The 15,061-nt window shown below is 63.3% G+C and carries 13 protein-coding genes; 7 read left to right on the top strand and 6 right to left on the bottom strand.

Annotation, left to right across the window (positions count from 1 at the left end; genetic code table 11):
- The first annotated feature begins 354 nt into the window (after positions 1-354).
- Complete coding sequence (locus DGI_RS05420) at positions 355-1,818, top strand: M23 family metallopeptidase (RefSeq protein WP_144284126.1); 1,464 nt, start codon at positions 355-357, stop codon at positions 1,816-1,818.
- On the opposite strand, the gene DGI_RS05425 is transcribed toward DGI_RS05420, so the two are convergent.
- The 3 genes from DGI_RS05425 to DGI_RS05435 are packed head-to-tail and all read right to left on the bottom strand — an operon-like array spanning position 1,791 to position 3,703.
- Positions 1,791-2,075, bottom strand: coding sequence for a SemiSWEET transporter (locus DGI_RS05425; protein WP_021759775.1), 285 nt, complete (start codon positions 2,073-2,075; stop codon positions 1,791-1,793). The two genes, DGI_RS05420 and DGI_RS05425, sit on opposite strands and share 28 nt — an antisense overlap.
- Positions 2,069-3,220: an FkbM family methyltransferase gene (locus DGI_RS16980; RefSeq protein WP_021759776.1), complete on the bottom strand. Its 1,152-nt coding sequence runs from the start codon at positions 3,218-3,220 to the stop codon at positions 2,069-2,071. The genes DGI_RS05425 and DGI_RS16980 overlap by 7 nt, the downstream gene beginning before the upstream one ends.
- Before the next feature lie 9 nt (positions 3,221-3,229).
- A complete protein-coding gene (locus DGI_RS05435) occupies positions 3,230-3,703 on the bottom strand; it encodes a chemotaxis protein CheW (RefSeq protein WP_021759777.1) in 474 nt (157 codons plus the stop codon).
- Positions 3,704-3,895: 192 nt separating this feature from the next.
- On the opposite strand from DGI_RS05435, the gene DGI_RS05440 reads away from it, so the two are divergent.
- From DGI_RS05440 to DGI_RS16985, 5 genes are all read left to right on the top strand, one after another.
- Positions 3,896-4,726 (top strand): LytR/AlgR family response regulator transcription factor, encoded by an 831-nt coding sequence (locus DGI_RS05440; RefSeq protein WP_021759778.1) that lies wholly within the window; start codon positions 3,896-3,898, stop codon positions 4,724-4,726.
- Between the two features lie 7 nt (positions 4,727-4,733).
- Positions 4,734-6,509 (top strand): LytS/YhcK type 5TM receptor domain-containing protein, encoded by a 1,776-nt coding sequence (locus tag DGI_RS05445; protein ID WP_144284127.1) that lies wholly within the window; start codon positions 4,734-4,736, stop codon positions 6,507-6,509.
- A 65-nt stretch (positions 6,510-6,574) separates the two neighbouring features.
- Positions 6,575-7,171, top strand: a complete 597-nt coding sequence (locus tag DGI_RS05450) for a flavin reductase family protein (RefSeq protein ID WP_021759780.1) — start codon at positions 6,575-6,577, stop codon at positions 7,169-7,171.
- Positions 7,172-7,530: 359 nt separating this feature from the next.
- Complete coding sequence (locus DGI_RS05455) at positions 7,531-8,949, top strand: carbon starvation CstA family protein (protein WP_021759781.1); 1,419 nt, start codon at positions 7,531-7,533, stop codon at positions 8,947-8,949.
- A 229-nt stretch (positions 8,950-9,178) separates the two neighbouring features.
- Entirely contained in the window at positions 9,179-10,441 is a 1,263-nt protein-coding gene (locus tag DGI_RS16985; RefSeq protein ID WP_081696863.1) for a transglycosylase SLT domain-containing protein, read from the top strand.
- Between the two features lie 141 nt (positions 10,442-10,582).
- Here the strand turns inward: DGI_RS16985 and DGI_RS05465 are convergent, their stop codons facing one another.
- The 3 genes from DGI_RS05465 to DGI_RS16990 all read right to left on the bottom strand — a co-directional run bounded on the left by DGI_RS05465 (position 10,583) and on the right by DGI_RS16990 (position 13,286).
- Positions 10,583-11,929, bottom strand: a complete 1,347-nt coding sequence (locus DGI_RS05465) for a glutamine synthetase family protein (protein WP_021759783.1) — start codon at positions 11,927-11,929, stop codon at positions 10,583-10,585.
- Between the two features lie 140 nt (positions 11,930-12,069).
- Positions 12,070-12,450 carry a tautomerase family protein gene (locus DGI_RS05470; RefSeq protein ID WP_021759784.1) on the bottom strand — a complete coding sequence of 127 codons (381 nt, stop codon included), beginning with the start codon at positions 12,448-12,450 and terminating at the stop codon, positions 12,070-12,072.
- A gap of 101 nt (positions 12,451-12,551) precedes the next feature.
- Complete coding sequence (locus DGI_RS16990; RefSeq protein WP_021759785.1) at positions 12,552-13,286, bottom strand: hypothetical protein; 735 nt, start codon at positions 13,284-13,286, stop codon at positions 12,552-12,554.
- Positions 13,287-13,435: 149 nt separating this feature from the next.
- Here DGI_RS16990 and DGI_RS05480 point away from each other — a divergent pair, with 149 nt between their 5' ends.
- Positions 13,436-15,016 (top strand): leucyl aminopeptidase family protein, encoded by a 1,581-nt coding sequence (locus tag DGI_RS05480; RefSeq protein ID WP_021759786.1) that lies wholly within the window; start codon positions 13,436-13,438, stop codon positions 15,014-15,016.
- The last annotated feature ends 45 nt before the right edge of the window (positions 15,017-15,061 follow it).

Below are 15,061 nucleotides of genomic sequence, written 5' to 3' on the forward strand. Positions count from 1 at the left end.
CAATGTAGTTGTATAGCACACACGAAAAGCGGTGCCAAGACGTTAATATGCTGAAATAATGCCTAATTTTTTTTCATCTTCCCCCCTGGATTCCGGGGGGCCGAACGTATCCAGCACACTCTAAAAAAAATGTAAACTGGATTTAACAATCTGGACAAATGAGGAATGTTCCCATACCCTGACGGGAGTACTCCTTGCCCCGCTTCCTGGTGACGGAAGCGCCGTCTTGATGTTCCAGCACAATGCAGGAGGACGCAGTTGCTGAGACGCCCGCCGCACCCGGCCATCGTTCGCACCCCCCGGTTTCGTTCCAAATTGCCCCGGATGGCTGGCAGCGGCCCCGTCCGGGAACCCATGCGCGGAAAGAAGCGTCTTGGGTTGGTGGCGTGTCTCGCTTTTGTGCTGTTTTACGGCGTCCCCTTGCCTACCATCCCGTTGTTCGCCCTGTTTGAGGATCCCATCCACGAGCCGCTGGAAGAGGGCGAGGTGGTGACCATGCCCGAGCCCGAGGAGTTGGGTTCGTTGCCGGTGCCGCATCTGGCGCGGCAGGGGGGCGGGGGGGGCTCGTGCCCGCCGCCTGCCATCCTGACCCAGCCGCAAGTTCCCCGGGGTGAATTGCCGCAGGACGAGTTGGTCCTTGCCGACCCGCCCGAGCCCCTGCTGCAGCAGGCGCCTGCGGATCCTCGTGCCCCCTGCCTGATTGAGGACATGGTCAACCCTGGCGATACCCTCTCCATCCTGCTCAACCCCTATATCGGGGCGGGTGAACTGGAAAAATTCACCAGCGCCTGCAAGGGGCTTTTCAATGTGGCGTCATTGCGCGTGGGCAAGACGTATCGCATCACCACCGTGGGCGGGTTGCTGCAGCAGTTCGTGTACGAAGAGGACGACAAGGGCCTGCTTGTGGTGGAACGCAAGGGGGACGATTTCGCCGCCGGCCGTATCCCCATCGTCTACGACGTGAAGACCGAGGCCCTGGCCGGGGAGATCCGCTCCAGTCTGTTCGGGGCTGTGGAGCGCATGGGGGAGAAGCCGGAAATCGCCCTGCGGCTGGCGGAAATTTTCTCCTGCGATGTGGATTTCCTGCGCGACATCCGCGAGGGCGATTCCTTTCGCGTGCTCATCAAGAAGCGTTTTCTGGACAGCGCCCTGGCGGGGTACAGCGACGTGCTGGCTGCGGAATTCGTCAACAACGGCAAAACATATCGCGGCTTCCTGTTTCATGACGAAACTGGAAAAGCCACGTATTACGATGCCGAGGGCAATTCCCTGCGCAAGTCGTTTCTCAAGGCCCCCCTGGCCTTCACGCGGGTGACTTCCGGCTTTTCCATGGCCCGGCGGCACCCGGTCACCGGCGTGGTCCGGCCGCATCCGGCGGTGGATTACGGCGCACCCAAGGGCACGCCGGTCATGGCTGTGGCTGATGGCGTGGTGGCCTTCAACGGGTGGGGCAACGGCGCCGGAAATTATGTCTCGCTCAAGCACCAGAGCGGGTACGAGAGCATGTACCTGCACCTCTCCCGCTTCGCCTCAGGCCTTTCGCGCGGCGGCCGGGTGCGGCAGGGGGAAGTCATCGGCTATGTGGGCTCCACGGGGCTCTCCACCGGACCACACCTGGATTTCCGGATGAAGAAGGACGGCAAGTGGATCAACCCCACCAATCTGGTGAACATCAAGGGCGGGTCCCTGCCTGACAAGTACATGAAGGAATTCAAAAAAGTTGTGGCAGAGCAACTGGGCATGCTTCAGGACGCCCTGGCCGCCACCGGGACGAAAGAGAAGAGCGGCGCCTACTCCGTGGCCGAGGCCCGGCCGTAGCGCACCTTCATGGCCAGGATGGAGCCTTGCAGCAGCAGGCCTGCCCCGTTGGCAATGATGATGGGCCAGGAGTGGATGAGCAGCCCATACACCAGCCACAGCCCCACCCCGCACACCAGGCAGATATAGCTGGTCAGGGAGATATCCCGCACGGACTTGCTGCGCCATGTCTGCACTGCCTGGGGCAGAAACGCCACGGTGGTCAGAAAGCCGGCCACAGCCCCCACGGTTTCCACATGCCAGGGCGGCGTCAGCATTTGCAAGCGCCGGAAGGGCGGGCATACAGGATGGTTTCGAACAACACCGGGTGATGATGGCCCAGGTGGAATCGATACTCCGGGACCATGGCCCGCAGCTGCTGCGGGATGCGGTACAGATCCTCCAGCCGGTGGTACACCGAAATCGCCAGCCTGGGCTTGCACCGGGCGATGGTCTCCGCCGCGCCCCGGATGGCGTTGCATTCCGAGCCTTCCACATCCAGTTTGATGAAGTGGACGTCCTGCAGGCCGTATTCCTGTGCCACGGCGTCCACAGTGGTCATCTGCACGGCAATGCCTGCCTCGGTTCCGGCACTCACGTGGGACCCCACGCCGGCAGGGGAGAAGCGCACGGTGGTCTGCTCGTGCCACAAGCCTTGTTGCAGCAACGTATAGCGGCTGGCCCCGGGGAGGGCGGCCAGTTGCCGCTGTGCCGCGGCATGCCCCTGGGGGTCCGGCTCGAACCCGAACACCCGTCCCGTGTCTCCCACGGCAGCCAGCAGGGCCTGTTGCTCCCCGATGACGGCGGAGACTCCGCCATCAATGACCACATCCCCTTGCTGCGGCCGCACCAGCGGATGAACATATTGGGGATAGTCCGCCACCTGCAGGAATCCCACATTGCCTGTGCACAGGGCGCGGATGCGCGAGGCGAATACCTGGCGGCTGGTCTCGTCTTCCAGCAGGGCGTAGGCCGCGTCCAACTCGGGGCGATGATCTTCGTAATAGGTGGGGGCGTGGATGGTCTGGTGGCCTTCGTTGTACAGATAGGGCATGGCCACGTGATAGGTTGGAAAACCGAGGCCGGCCAGAATGGCGTGCCCGGCGGAGAGGTTTTCGTAGTTGTAGGAGTAATTGAAGAAGATGAGTTCGCAATGCGGGCGGTGCCGCAGGGACTCAGGGGCGGACACCGGGATTTTTCGCGGTGCGCCGTGTTCCATGCCCAGCACGACGGCGCGCGGCAGGCCGGGGTGATGATCGAACAGCACCAGGCGTTCGATCTGCTGGCAGTTTTGCGGGGTGATGACCGTGGCCAGGTGCGGTATTTCGGACTCGAAACAGGCCACCACCAGTTGCCGCTGGCCGTAGGGCAGGCTGGGAGAACGCCACAGGGGCGCGCGGGTGATGCGATCTATAAGGGGCATATGCGGCCGCTACTGCAGCACGGCGATTTCATCGATGGAGAAGATCTTGTCTGCATCAAGAATCATGATGAATTTGTCCTCGTGCTTGCCCATGCCCATGATGAAATCCGTCTTCACGCTGGCGCCCATGCGCGGCGGCGGGTCGATCTGATCGTCGCGCAGCTCAAAGACTTCCTGCACCGAGTCTGCCAGCGCGCCGATGGTGGTCAGCTCGCCTTCGAGGTTCACTTCCACAATGATGATGCTGGTGTTGATGGAGTGCACCGTTCTGTTGCGGCCGAATTTCAGGTTCAGATCGATGACCGGCACGGCGCTGCCGCGGACATTGATGATGCCGCGCATGTATTCCGACGTGCGGGGAATGCGGGTGATGGACGTGTACTCCAGCACCTCGCGCACCGAGGTGATGTTGAGCGCAAAAAGCTCGTCTTCCAGCACAAAGGTCAGAAACTGGCGTGTTTCCAAGTGGTCGTCGGCTGCCATGGATGTTCCCCCGGAGTGGGCTGCGCAACGCAGCCAGTTGTGGGAAACATAGACGCAAACGCGAGTGCCTGCAAGACCGTCCGGCGTTTTCCCGGGCATTCGTCCCGTCCCGGGCTTTACAGGGCCGCAGTGAGGTTTTACTCCAAGGGGCGGGCACCAGGAGCTGCGCAAGAACGGGGGGGTGGTGGCGGCATGACGTTGACGGCGCTCATAGTGGACGACGAACGGCCAGCCAGGGACGAGCTGGCCTATCTGCTTTCGGCCCATGCCGACGTGGCCGCCCTGGAGGCGGCATCGGCCCGGGAGGCCCTGGCGCGCATCGAGTCCCACCGGCCGGACGTGGTGTTCCAGGACATCATGATGCCCGGCGAGGACGGCTTCCACGTGCTTGCCACTGCTGCGACCATGCCCCAGCCGCCATTGTTTGTGTTCATCACGGCCTTCGACCAGCACGCCATCCGTGCCTTTGAGCATAACGCCGTGGATTATCTGCTCAAGCCCGTGGCTCCGGAGCGGCTGGCCCGCTGCCTGGACCGGATCCGCCAGCGCCTGGGCCAGCGTGCCGGCGCAGGGCAGGAGCAGGAAGACGCCCCGGACATGCAGCGGCTTTTGCATATGCTGCACCAGCGCATGGGCGAGACCGGCTCTTCCCAGTCGCCCAGGTTCGCGGACCGGCTGGCCCCCCTGGAGCGGCTGGCCGTGGTCCAGGGGGGGCGCATCGCCCTCATCCATACCCGCGAGGTGAGTTATATTGAGGCGGAGGAACGCCGGCTGGTGGCCATGACCGACGCCGGCAAGCTCGTCTGCCATGGGCCGCAGACCCTGTGCAGGCTGGAAGAGCGTCTGGAAGGCTTGCCCTTTTTTCGCGCCAGCCGGGCCGTGCTGGTGAACCTGGAGCGCATTGCCGAATTCACGCCCTGGTTCAATGGAAAGTATCAACTGGTGATGCACGACCAGGAACGCAGCGAAATCACCGTCAGTCGCAACCGCGTGCGGGATTTCAAGCTGCGGCTGGGGGTGTGAGGACCGCATGCTGGAATTGCCGCCACATATTCCGGAATTGTTCGTCACCTTGTCCCAGCGTTTCGGGCTGCTGCTGGCCGGCGGCCTGGCTGTGGTGATGCTGGCCCCGCTGGACAAGATCCAGCTCCGCCTGCAGCGGCAGTGGGAGGGCGCGCCCCAGAGCCTGGGCAGCGGGCGGTGGAGCCCCGCCGATGTGGCCTCCATGGCGCTTCTGGCGGCCCTGTTCGGCATGTTCAGCATTCTGGGCACGTACAGCGGCAACCTGGTGTTCCAGTCCTTCGCCAATCTGCGGGCCATGGGCGTCATTGCGGCGGGGTTGTTCGGCGGGCCCGTGGTGGGCGGCCTGGCCGGGCTCATTGCCGGCGGGCATCGGTATCTTATCGATGTGGGCGGCTTCAGCGCCTTTCCCTGCGGGCTGGCCACGTTGCTGGAGGGGCTGGGGGCGGGGCTCTTCGCCATGCGCTATCCTGCCCTGCGCCTGGACTGGCGGGCGGCCCTGGGGCTGTGCATGCTGGGGGAAACCATGCACATGGGCCTGGTGCTGGCCCTGGCGCGGCCCTTTGCCGATGCGTTGGATCTGGTGCGGGTGATCGGCGTGCCCATGATCCTCATCAATTCCATCGGCGCGGCCCTCATCATCCAGGCCTTGCGGTTGCAAATGCACTGGCGCGACATGCGCGAATCGGCCCAGGCGCCCACCCTGTTGTCCGTCGCCAACCAGACCGTGGGGCACCTGCGCCGCGGCCTGACCCTGGAATCCGCCGCCGCCACGGCGGCCATCATCAAGAAGGAAACCGGCGCGGCTGCCGTGGCCGTGACCGATCTGGATACCGTGCTGGCCCACCTGGGCGAGGGGTCGGATCATCATCTGGCTGGCGAACCCGTGCGTACCGATGCCACCCGGCGGGCCATCCGCACAGGCACGCCCATGTTTCTGACACAGCAGGAGGAGATAGGCTGCCGGCATCCGGGCTGCCCGTTGCACAGCGCCATCATCGTGCCCCTGTTCAAAGGCGAACGCATTCTGGGCTGCCTCAAGCTCTACGGCGCACGCATGCAGCCCCTGAACAAGACGCTGTTCGAGGTGGCCAAGGGGCTGGCCAATCTTTTTTCCACGCAGATCGAGCTGGAAGACATCGGCGTGAAGAATCAGCTGTTGGCCCATGCGGAGATCCGCCGGCTGCAGGCGCAGATCAACCCGCATTTCCTGTTCAACTCCCTGAACACCGTGGCCTCCTTCTGCCGTACGGACCCGGCCCAGGCCCGGGAACTGATCCTGGACCTCTCCAACTATATGCGTCGGAACCTGGATTCCAGCCGCGGCCTCATCCCCCTGCGCGAGGAACTGGAGCAGGTGCGGTGTTATCTGATGATCGAGCAGGCCCGGTTCGGCGAGCGCATCCAGATGGAGTTCCAGGTTGACCCGGACCTGGAGGACTGGCCCGTGCCGCCCTTGCTCATCCAGCCCCTGGTGGAAAACGGGGTGCGACACGGCATTCTGCGCCGTACCGAGGGCGGAGCCATCCGTCTGGTGGCCCGGCAGGACGGCCAGGATCACCTCGCCGTGCTCGTGGAGGACGACGGCACCGGCATGAGCCCCGACGTGTTGCGCTCCATCCTCAGGGCCGACGGTCCCGAATCCCTGAGCGAGGGCGTGGGTGCCCGCAACTGCAACCAGCGGCTGGTGCAGCTCTTCGGCCCGTCCTACGCCATGCGCATCCACAGCGCGCCGGGCCAGGGCACACGCATCCACTTCCGCATTCCCCGACTGGCCGCGGCGTAACCGCCAGGGCCGGAAATCAGGTTTCCCTTGTCCGCATTCATCTTTTTTTCAAGGAGCAGCTCCCCATGCGAACCAGACTCGGCGGCGTCAACGCCCTGTATCCCACCCCCACGGTGCTGGTGGGGGCCATGGTCAATGGCAGACCGAACTTCAACACCATTGCCCACATCGGCATCCTGAACTACGGCCCCGGCGCGGAAGGGGCGCGGGAACTCATCTCCGTGGCCATGGCCCGGCGGCACTTCACCCCCCAGGGCATCCGCGAGCACGGGCAGTTCAGCATCAACGTCCCTTCGGAAGATTTGATCCGCGAGACCGACTTCTGCGGCGTGGTTTCCGGGGCAAAGGAGGACAAGTCCTCCCTGTTCACCCTGTTCTACGGCGAGCTTCCCGCCGCGCCCATGATCGAGGAATGCCCGGTGTGCATGGAATGCCAGCTGGTGGATACCTATGAGGTCAAGGGCTATCACGTCTTCATTGGCGAGATCGTGGAAACCCACGCCCGTGAGGACGCCCTGACCGACGGCAAACTGGACCTGTCGAAGATCCGTCCCCTGCTCTTCGACATGAGCAGCCGCAAATACTGGGGCCTCCGGCCCGAGCCCGTGGGCGACTGCTGGCGCATCGGCGTCGGGCTCAAAAAGGAACGGCAAGGCAAGTAAGCCCTGTTTCTGCAATGGTGCGCGGGGGAAACCTTTCTAGAGCATTTTAAGTTTGAAAAAAGATATTGCGAGGGGGGAAACCTTTTGCAAAAGGTTCTCCCCTCTCGCNGAAAGGTTTTCCCCCGAGGGTTCTTTTCAAAAAACGTGCGCTAAAGAAAGGTCCTTCCCCCGCGTCCTTTTTGGGAGAGATGTCCTCTCTTGCCGTTCTTGTGATGCATTTCACGCAGCCCAGCGCACGGTTCAGCCGTCAAAAATGACATCTCGCGCGCCGGGGGATTGTCACACCGTCGCATGCATGGTTTGTGGTCTCCAGAATTCTCGCCCTGCCGACTCCAGGGCACAACGACAGGAGAACCACCATGCCATCGGTTATGTATTTCTTTTTGAGCGTCGCGGTGCTGATTGGCGGCTATGCCATCTACAGCCGGGTGATCGAACGCATGTTCGGGGCCGACAACTGCAAGGACACGCCCGCCTGCACCATGGCCGATGGTGTGGACTTCGTGAAGATGAAGCCCTGGAAGATCTTCATGATCCAGTTGCTGAACATCGCCGGGCTGGGGCCGGTCTTTGGACCCATTCTGGGCGCACTGTACGGGCCGTGGGCGCTGGTGTGGATCGTGCTGGGCTCCATTTTCGCCGGCGGCGTGCACGATTACTTCTCCGGCATGCTCTCCGTGCGCCACGAAGGCAAGTCCATCCCTGATGTGGTGGGCGCCAACCTGGGCAACGGCTTCAAGCATTTCATGCGTTACTTCTCGGTGATCCTGCTGCTGCTGGTGGGCGTGGTGTTCGTCACCGGGCCGGCCAAGCTGTTGGCCAGCATGACAGGCATCGACCTGCTGACGCTGGTGCTCATCATTTTCGCCTACTATTTTATGGCCACCATTTTGCCGGTGGACAAGATCATCGGCCGCATCTATCCGCTGTTCGCTGTCATCCTGATCGTCATGGCCGTGGGGCTGACGGGCGCGATGATTGTCGGCGGCTACGAGTTCTATCCTTCGGCCCACTTTGCCAATCAGCACCCCACGGGCCTGCCCCTGTGGCCGCTGATGTTTATCACCATCGCCTGTGGGGCCATTTCCGGGTTCCACGCCACGCAGTCGCCCATGATGGCCCGCTGCGTGCCGAATGAAAACTGCGGCCGCCCCGTGTTTTATGGCGCCATGATTGCCGAAGGGATCATCGCCCTCATCTGGGCCACCCTGGGCATGAGCTTCTACCAGACCCCTGAGGCCCTGAACGCCGCGCTGACGGCCGGCGGCCCGGGCAAGGTGGTCAATGACGTCTCCATCACCCTCATGGGTCCCGTGGGCGGCATTCTGGCCATCCTGGGCGTGGTGGTGCTGCCCATCACTTCTGGCGACACGGCCTTCCGGTCCGCCCGGCTGACCATTGCCGACGTATTCGGCTATTCCCAAAAGGCGAACATCAACCGCCTGATCATCGCGGTGCCGCTGTTCGTGGTGGGCGCGGCGCTCTCCCAGGTGAACTTTGACATCATCTGGCGCTACTTCGGCTGGGCCAACCAGACCCTGGCCACGGTGGTGCTCTGGGCTGCGGCCGCGTATCTGGTCCGCCGCGGCATGATCCACTGGCTGGCCACCCTGCCGGCCACGTTCATGACCTGCGTGACCGTGACCTACCTGTGCTTCGCCAAGATTGGCTTCAACCTGCCCATGGACATCTCCACCGGGGTGGGCATCGCCGTGGCTGTGGGCTCCCTGGCCCTGTTCCTGACCCAGCGCAAGCAGTTCGCGGCGCAGCCGGTGTAGCCCGGCGGTATTCACCTGGCATGCATGCATTGAGGCAGCCCCTCGCCTGTGGCGGGGGGCTGTTCTTTTTGCTGTCCCGCCGGCGACGTGCTCGGGATAATAATTAATTTATTAATAAATAAAAACAAAATATTGTGGTTCAGGAATGCTTGCTATCCATCATGGAATTGCATGGATCTATTGCATAAAGCGAACCATGTGCTAATATGGCGGAAAAAGTGAGGAGCTTATGAAAGTGCTCGTTGGTGTTACGCCTGAACTTGTTGATCGGGACACTGCCAAACTTCATCCATTGTTTCGCGAGGCCGTGCAGGCATTGCTGGAGTGGTGCAAGAGCGAGAAACTCCCCTTTGCCTTGTTCGAGGGGTTCCGTTCGCCGGCGCGGCAAGCCTGGCTGCATGCCCAAGGCCGGACGCGGCCCGGTGCCGTGGTGACCAATGCCCGGGCCTGGGAATCCTTTCATCAGTATGGGCTTGCCGCAGACATTGTGCTCAAGACGGATGCCGGCTGGAGCTGGGCTGCCAGCGGCGCGGCGGCGGATTCGTGGAAGCGCATGCGAGCCCAAGCGCAGGCCCTGGGGCTGGAGGTGCTTAGCTGGGAAATGCCCCATGTGCAGTGGAAGGACTCCATGGCCGAGCTCAAAGCCGGCAGCTATCCGCCGCAAGGCGATGCTTCTTGGGCCGTGAACCTGACTTGGCACATCCAACAATGGACCGGATCTCCTCCCGCCCCTGTGCCGCCTGCCACCGACCAGGATAGGCCTCCCCTGGCCAATGCGGCGGATTTGCTGGAAGTCGAAGAAGGCCTGACGTGCGGCAAGGCGGATTGCCATAGCATGTTCGGCGGCAGATCCTGGCGTTATGATGTCAACGGCGTGTATCTGTGCGCGGATGGCTCCCCGGCTGAGCCGCTGCGCACCCCGGGCAGGCTGGTCACCATCCCGGCCATCATGGCGCTGTACGGCGAGTACATTCTTGAGGCCTCGAAGAAATACCAGATCTGTCCTCAGCTTATCCTCATGACCATTGCCACGGAAAGCGCGGCAGCTCGCAACCAGGGATTTACTGGTCCAACAACATTTCGCTGGGAGCCCCATGTCGAGGTGAGCATCGGCGGGCAGATCGACACTGGCGACTACAGCGCCGGCCCGATGCAGACCCTGGCCAGTACCGCCCGATGGGTCATTACGGCCATGAAGCTGCCGTACGATGCCCATGCCATCGCCCCACACATCCAGGAACAACCGGCCACCGCTCCCCAGGCGCTGCCCCTGTATGATCCGCGGGTGAACATCGATATCGGCACCGCGGAAATCAAGATTCGTTGGGACAAGACAGGGAGCGATCCCATTCTGGTGGCCGCCGCGTACAACGCCGGGGGCCTTTACGAATCGGACAAAAACCCCTGGCGGCTGCGCAGCTCCGGAGATCATCTGGACAGAGCGGCCAAGTGGTTCGGCGACGCCTGTCACTTTTTGAATAACTGGCCGTAACTGCGGGATGCCCCTTCGCGCGCGGGTTCCCCGTCGCAACTGGTTTGGGAGCCCTTGGCGTAAACACAGGAAAGGGGAGAGCACTTGAAATAACAAGTACTCTCCCCCTCGCAACGCCTGCGCAGAATGTGGAACCGCGCCTTACAGAATGGGCAGGTACTTGTCGATCTCGAATTCCGACACGTGGGTACGGTAGGCGTCCCATTCCTTCATTTTGTTGGCAACCAGCTGGGTGTGCAGGTGGTCGCCCAAGACTTCCTTCATCAATTGGGAATGCTTGAGGTTCATGGCTGCCTCGTACAGGGAGCCGGGCAGGCTGGTAATGCCGTGCTTGGAGAGGTCGTCTTCCTGCATGTGGAAGATGTTTTCTTCCACGGGGTTGGGTAGGGTGTAACCGTCCTCGATGCCCTTGAGCCCTGCGGCCAGCATGACGGCGAAGCACAGGTACGGGTTGGCGGCCGGGTCCGGGCAGCGCAGTTCGATGCGCGTGGCGGCTTCCTTGCCGGGCTTGTACATGGGCACGCGGATGAGGGCCGAGCGGTTGCGGTTGGCCCAGGCGATGTACACCGGGGCTTCGTAGCCCGGCACCAGACGCTTGTAGCTGTTGACCCACTGGTTGGTCACGCAGACCAGTTCCGGCGCATGGTTCAGCAGGCCGGCGATGTAGGCCTTGCAGTCCCCGGAGAGATTGAATTCCGCGCCGGCGTCGAAGAAGGCGTTGCGCCCGTTTTTGAACAGGCTCTGATGCACATGCATGCCCGAGCCGTTTTCGCCAAACAGGGGCTTGGGCATGAAGGTGGCGTAGCAGCCGTGTTTTCTGGCCACTTCCTTGACCACCACGCGATAGGTCACGGCCGTGTCGGCCATGGCCAGGGCTTCCTTGTAGCGCAGGTCGATTTCATGCTGCGAGGGTGCGACTTCGTGGTGAGAGTATTCCACTGCAATGCCCATGGCTTGCAGATTGAAAATGATGTCGCGCCGCACATCGTTGGCCAGGTCCAGGGGCGGGGCATCGAAGTAGCCGCCCTGATCCAGAATTTCCGGGCACTTGGGCGAGGCAAAGAGGAAGAATTCCAGCTCGGGCCCCACGTAATAGGTGTAGCCCTTGGCTGCGGCCTTCTCCAGGATGCGCTTGAGCACATAGCGGCTGTCTGCCTCGTAGGGCTTGCCGTCGGGAGTTTTGATGTCGCAGAACACGCGGGCCACAGGCCGGTCGGACGGCCGCCAGGACACAATCTGGAAGGTGGTGGGGTCCGGCCAGGCCACCATGTCCGATTCCTCAATGCGGGTGAAGCCCAGGATGGAGGAACCGTCAAAGCCCATGCCTTCCTCGAAGGCGGCTTCCAGCTCGTTGGGCGTGATCTGGAAACTCTTGAGCATCCCCAGGATGTCCACGAACCAGAATTGCACGAAGCTGATGTTGTTTTCCTTGACGGCCTTGAGCACGTCATCCGCATTTTTGCAGTTGAACACGGGGATGTTGTCCATGAGTCCTCCCTCACGCTGGTTGGAGCAGGTGTGTTGTCGGGGTTGGCTGGTTGGTGGTGTATACCACGCCTTGCCGCCGGCAGCCAAGGGGGAGGTTCGCCGGGGAACCTGCTCGCAGCTTCCCCGGCGGCGCAGAAAGATCAGGCGTACTGGGCGATGCCGTTGCCGAAGGACCAGTTTTCCTTCTTCACTTCGGTCAGGCCGATCATGATGTCCGCGGGCGAGATGCCCAGGGCGGCGCTCACGCGTTCGGCCACGGTTTTGTACAAGGCCTGCTTCATTTCCAGGCTGCGGCCTTCATTGAGGGTGATGTGGATGATCATGAACTGTTCGCTGTACTGGATGCCCAGATATTCCGGGGTGCACAGGAAGTTTTCCCTGGAGAACTCGCGGATGGTCTGGAAGCGGTCCAGGGGCGGGATGTTGATGGTCTCCACCATGGCCTGATGGACGATGTCGCCGAGGGTCTTGCGGTACTCGGCAGAGGTGCCTTCCAACATGGAAATCTGGACAAAGGGCATGGGGCCTCCCGGAAAAGATGAAGAAGTGCGGGGAATGCGCCCGAAGCCTACCGCGAAGGCGCGGTGAAAGTCCAGGGGAAGGCGACGGCTGAAGCGGAGGATCAGACCATCATGGAGAGCGTGGAGGATACGCCCCCGGCCGACGCCGCCAGGGCGGCATACTGCGCCGCGCCAGACTGCAGGGCCGCGGCGGTGGGGTCGTCCATATCCGACGGCGGATCTGCCAGAAAGGCTTCCAGATCTTCCCGCATGGCCTCCAGCAGCGATTCCGTGGGCGAGGCGGCGGCCTCTTGCTGCGCCGTCTGCATCTGGCTCGCGCTCACGGTGAGGGGGGTGGCGGCGGCGTCCTGCGCCTCGCCCACGGCCGTGGCGAAGAAACGTTCCTTGAGGCCGTTGTCGAAATAGGCATTGATGGCGTCGTTGAGATCGCCGTTGAACTGGCGCATCACCTCGTCGCCGGCGGCAAAGCCGTAGCTTTTGTCCACCAGGCGCACAGCCTCCAGCAGGCCGCGGCTGAACTGCTCTTCCGTCAGCGGGGTGCCCTCGGCGGGCTGGTCCAGGCGTTTGGCCACCATGGCCATGGCAGCCTGGGCGGTCTGGTCGCCAAACTGGGCGCGCAGGGAGTCCATGGACTCGCCCAGGGCTGTGGCCAGGGAGCCGGCCTGCGCATCATCCTTGCCCAGGGTGGATTGCAGTTGCAGGACCACGGCCTGCCCAAAGGTCTCGCCCAGGCCGCTCTGGCTGCCAGGGGAAGAAAGGGTCCCGAATCGGGCGTTGGATGTGGCGGAGCCGAGGGTGAAGGCCGAATAGCCGCCGGCAAGTCCTGTCAGTTCCATGGCAGTGCACCTTGTTGCTTGTAGTAACAGATCGGCAGTGGCCGCCAAATCTTGAGGCCGCTGTGGGGGCAATTCCAAAAAGCATTGTCTTCGGCCTGCGGGAACGATACTGAGGCAAGACGCGAAGTTCGTTCTCACAAGGAGACTGCATGGATATTTCCTTCACCCCGCTTCAGGCCCGGCACCCGGGCGATGTGCATGTGGCGTTTGTCGCCCAGTCGGAAGAGGATCGGCGCTCGCCGGATCGGCTGCTTGGCAAGGAGACGCTGTGTGCGCTGCTGCCCTGGCTGTCAGGGCATGCCGCCTGGGACGATTGTTCCGGGGAGGCGTTGTCCACCACGGTGCTGTATGGCCCTGCGGAGGGGGAGCGGCCAGTGGATCGGGTGGTCCTGGTCGGCTTGGGCGACACCGCCGCCTGCAAGGACACCTGGTCCTGCCTGGCCCTGGCGCGCAAGGCCATGGGCGCGGCCCTGACCCGATGCCGGGAGCTGCGCGCGGGCACCGTGCGCCTGCATCTGCCGGCCCTGGAGCCCCTGGCCGCCCTGGCTGACGTGGATCTGCCCGTCCTGGTGGAGGAGCTGGTGGCCGGCGCCCTGGGCGGGCTGTATGCATACACGGCCCTCAAATCCAAGCCCAAGGACCAGGGACCCATGCCGGACCTGCGGCTGGCAGCGGATGATCCCCTGCCCGGTCCCGGAAGTCCGCTGCACAAGGCGTTGTCCCGGGGCTTGGCCGGTGGGGCCGGGCTCTGGCTGGCCCGGGATCTGGTGAACACGCCGGCCAATCTGGCCACGCCGGCCTATCTGGAAGACACCGCCCGCACCCTGGCCGCGGAATATGGCTTCGGCCTGGATGTGTACACCGCCGGCGAGGTGCTGGAGCTGGGCATGGGCGCATTCGCCGCCGTGTTCCAGGCCAACCCCGACCATGCCCGGCTGCTGGTGCTGGATACGCACGGCGGGCGCAAGCCTGCGGGACAGTCCCACGCCGCGCCCCTGGTGCTGGTGGGCAAGGGCGTGACTTTCGACACCGGCGGCATCTCCCTCAAGCCGGCGCTGAACATGGAGCAGATGAAGGGCGACATGGCCGGCGCGGCCGCCATCCTGGGTTGCCTCAAGGCCCTGGGCGAGCTCAAGGCGTCCCAGCGTGTGGTGGCCATCATCCCGGCCACGGACAACATGCCCGGCCCCCTGGCCGTGCGGCCCGGCGATGTGGTCAAGACCCTGGCCGGCAAAACGGTGGAGATCATCAACACCGACGCCGAAGGCCGGCTGCTCCTCTGCGATGCCCTGGCCTACGCCGGCCGCTTCCAGCCCGAGGCAATCATCGACGTGGCCACCCTCACCGGCGCGGCCGTGGTGGCCCTGGGGGATCACGTGGCCGCCATTTACGGCAACCGCCCCCTGCTGGCCGCGGCCATCCAGCGGCTGGCCATGCCCGTGGGGGATTTGCTGTGGCCCATGCCCCTGTGGGACTTTTATTTCGAGGAACTCAAGAGCGACGTGGCAGACATGAAGAACGTGGGCACGCGCATGGGCGGCTCGGTGAACGCGGCGCTGTTCCTCAAGCAGTTTGTGCCCGACGGGGTGCCGTGGGTCCATCTGGACATTGCCGGCCCGGCCTTCAAGACCAAGGCCGCGCCCGATTGCCCCGCCGGCGGCACGGGTTTCGCCACCCGCACGCTCCTGCATCTGGTGCTGGAGTGGAAGCGGCTGCGCATCGCGGGATGAGCAGGGGGCATTCGAGAGAAAAGGACACGTGAAAAAGGGCCGTGC

The organism is Megalodesulfovibrio gigas DSM 1382 = ATCC 19364 (genome assembly GCF_000468495.1).
GTDB lineage: Bacteria > Desulfobacterota > Desulfovibrionia > Desulfovibrionales > Desulfovibrionaceae > Megalodesulfovibrio > Megalodesulfovibrio gigas.

Bases quoted from the DNA above. Each gene is read 5' to 3' on its own strand.
- DGI_RS16980 (WP_021759776.1), bottom strand. From the start codon at position 3,220: ATGCCCCTTATAGATCGCATCACCCGCGCGCCCCTGTGGCGTTCTCCC.
- DGI_RS16990 (WP_021759785.1), bottom strand. From the start codon at position 13,286: ATGGAACTGACAGGACTTGCCGGCGGCTATTCGGCCTTCACCCTCGGC.
- DGI_RS16985 (WP_081696863.1), top strand. From the start codon at position 9,179: ATGAAAGTGCTCGTTGGTGTTACGCCTGAACTTGTTGATCGGGACACT.
- DGI_RS05450 (WP_021759780.1), top strand. From the start codon at position 6,575: ATGCGAACCAGACTCGGCGGCGTCAACGCCCTGTATCCCACCCCCACG.
- DGI_RS05465 (WP_021759783.1), bottom strand. From the start codon at position 11,929: ATGGACAACATCCCCGTGTTCAACTGCAAAAATGCGGATGACGTGCTC.
- DGI_RS05455 (WP_021759781.1), top strand. From the start codon at position 7,531: ATGCCATCGGTTATGTATTTCTTTTTGAGCGTCGCGGTGCTGATTGGC.
- DGI_RS05470 (WP_021759784.1), bottom strand. From the start codon at position 12,450: ATGCCCTTTGTCCAGATTTCCATGTTGGAAGGCACCTCTGCCGAGTAC.
- DGI_RS05480 (WP_021759786.1), top strand. From the start codon at position 13,436: ATGGATATTTCCTTCACCCCGCTTCAGGCCCGGCACCCGGGCGATGTG.
- DGI_RS05420 (WP_144284126.1), top strand. From the start codon at position 355: ATGCGCGGAAAGAAGCGTCTTGGGTTGGTGGCGTGTCTCGCTTTTGTG.
- DGI_RS05425 (WP_021759775.1), bottom strand. From the start codon at position 2,075: ATGCTGACGCCGCCCTGGCATGTGGAAACCGTGGGGGCTGTGGCCGGC.
- DGI_RS05435 (WP_021759777.1), bottom strand. From the start codon at position 3,703: ATGGCAGCCGACGACCACTTGGAAACACGCCAGTTTCTGACCTTTGTG.
- DGI_RS05440 (WP_021759778.1), top strand. From the start codon at position 3,896: ATGACGTTGACGGCGCTCATAGTGGACGACGAACGGCCAGCCAGGGAC.
- DGI_RS05445 (WP_144284127.1), top strand. From the start codon at position 4,734: ATGCTGGAATTGCCGCCACATATTCCGGAATTGTTCGTCACCTTGTCC.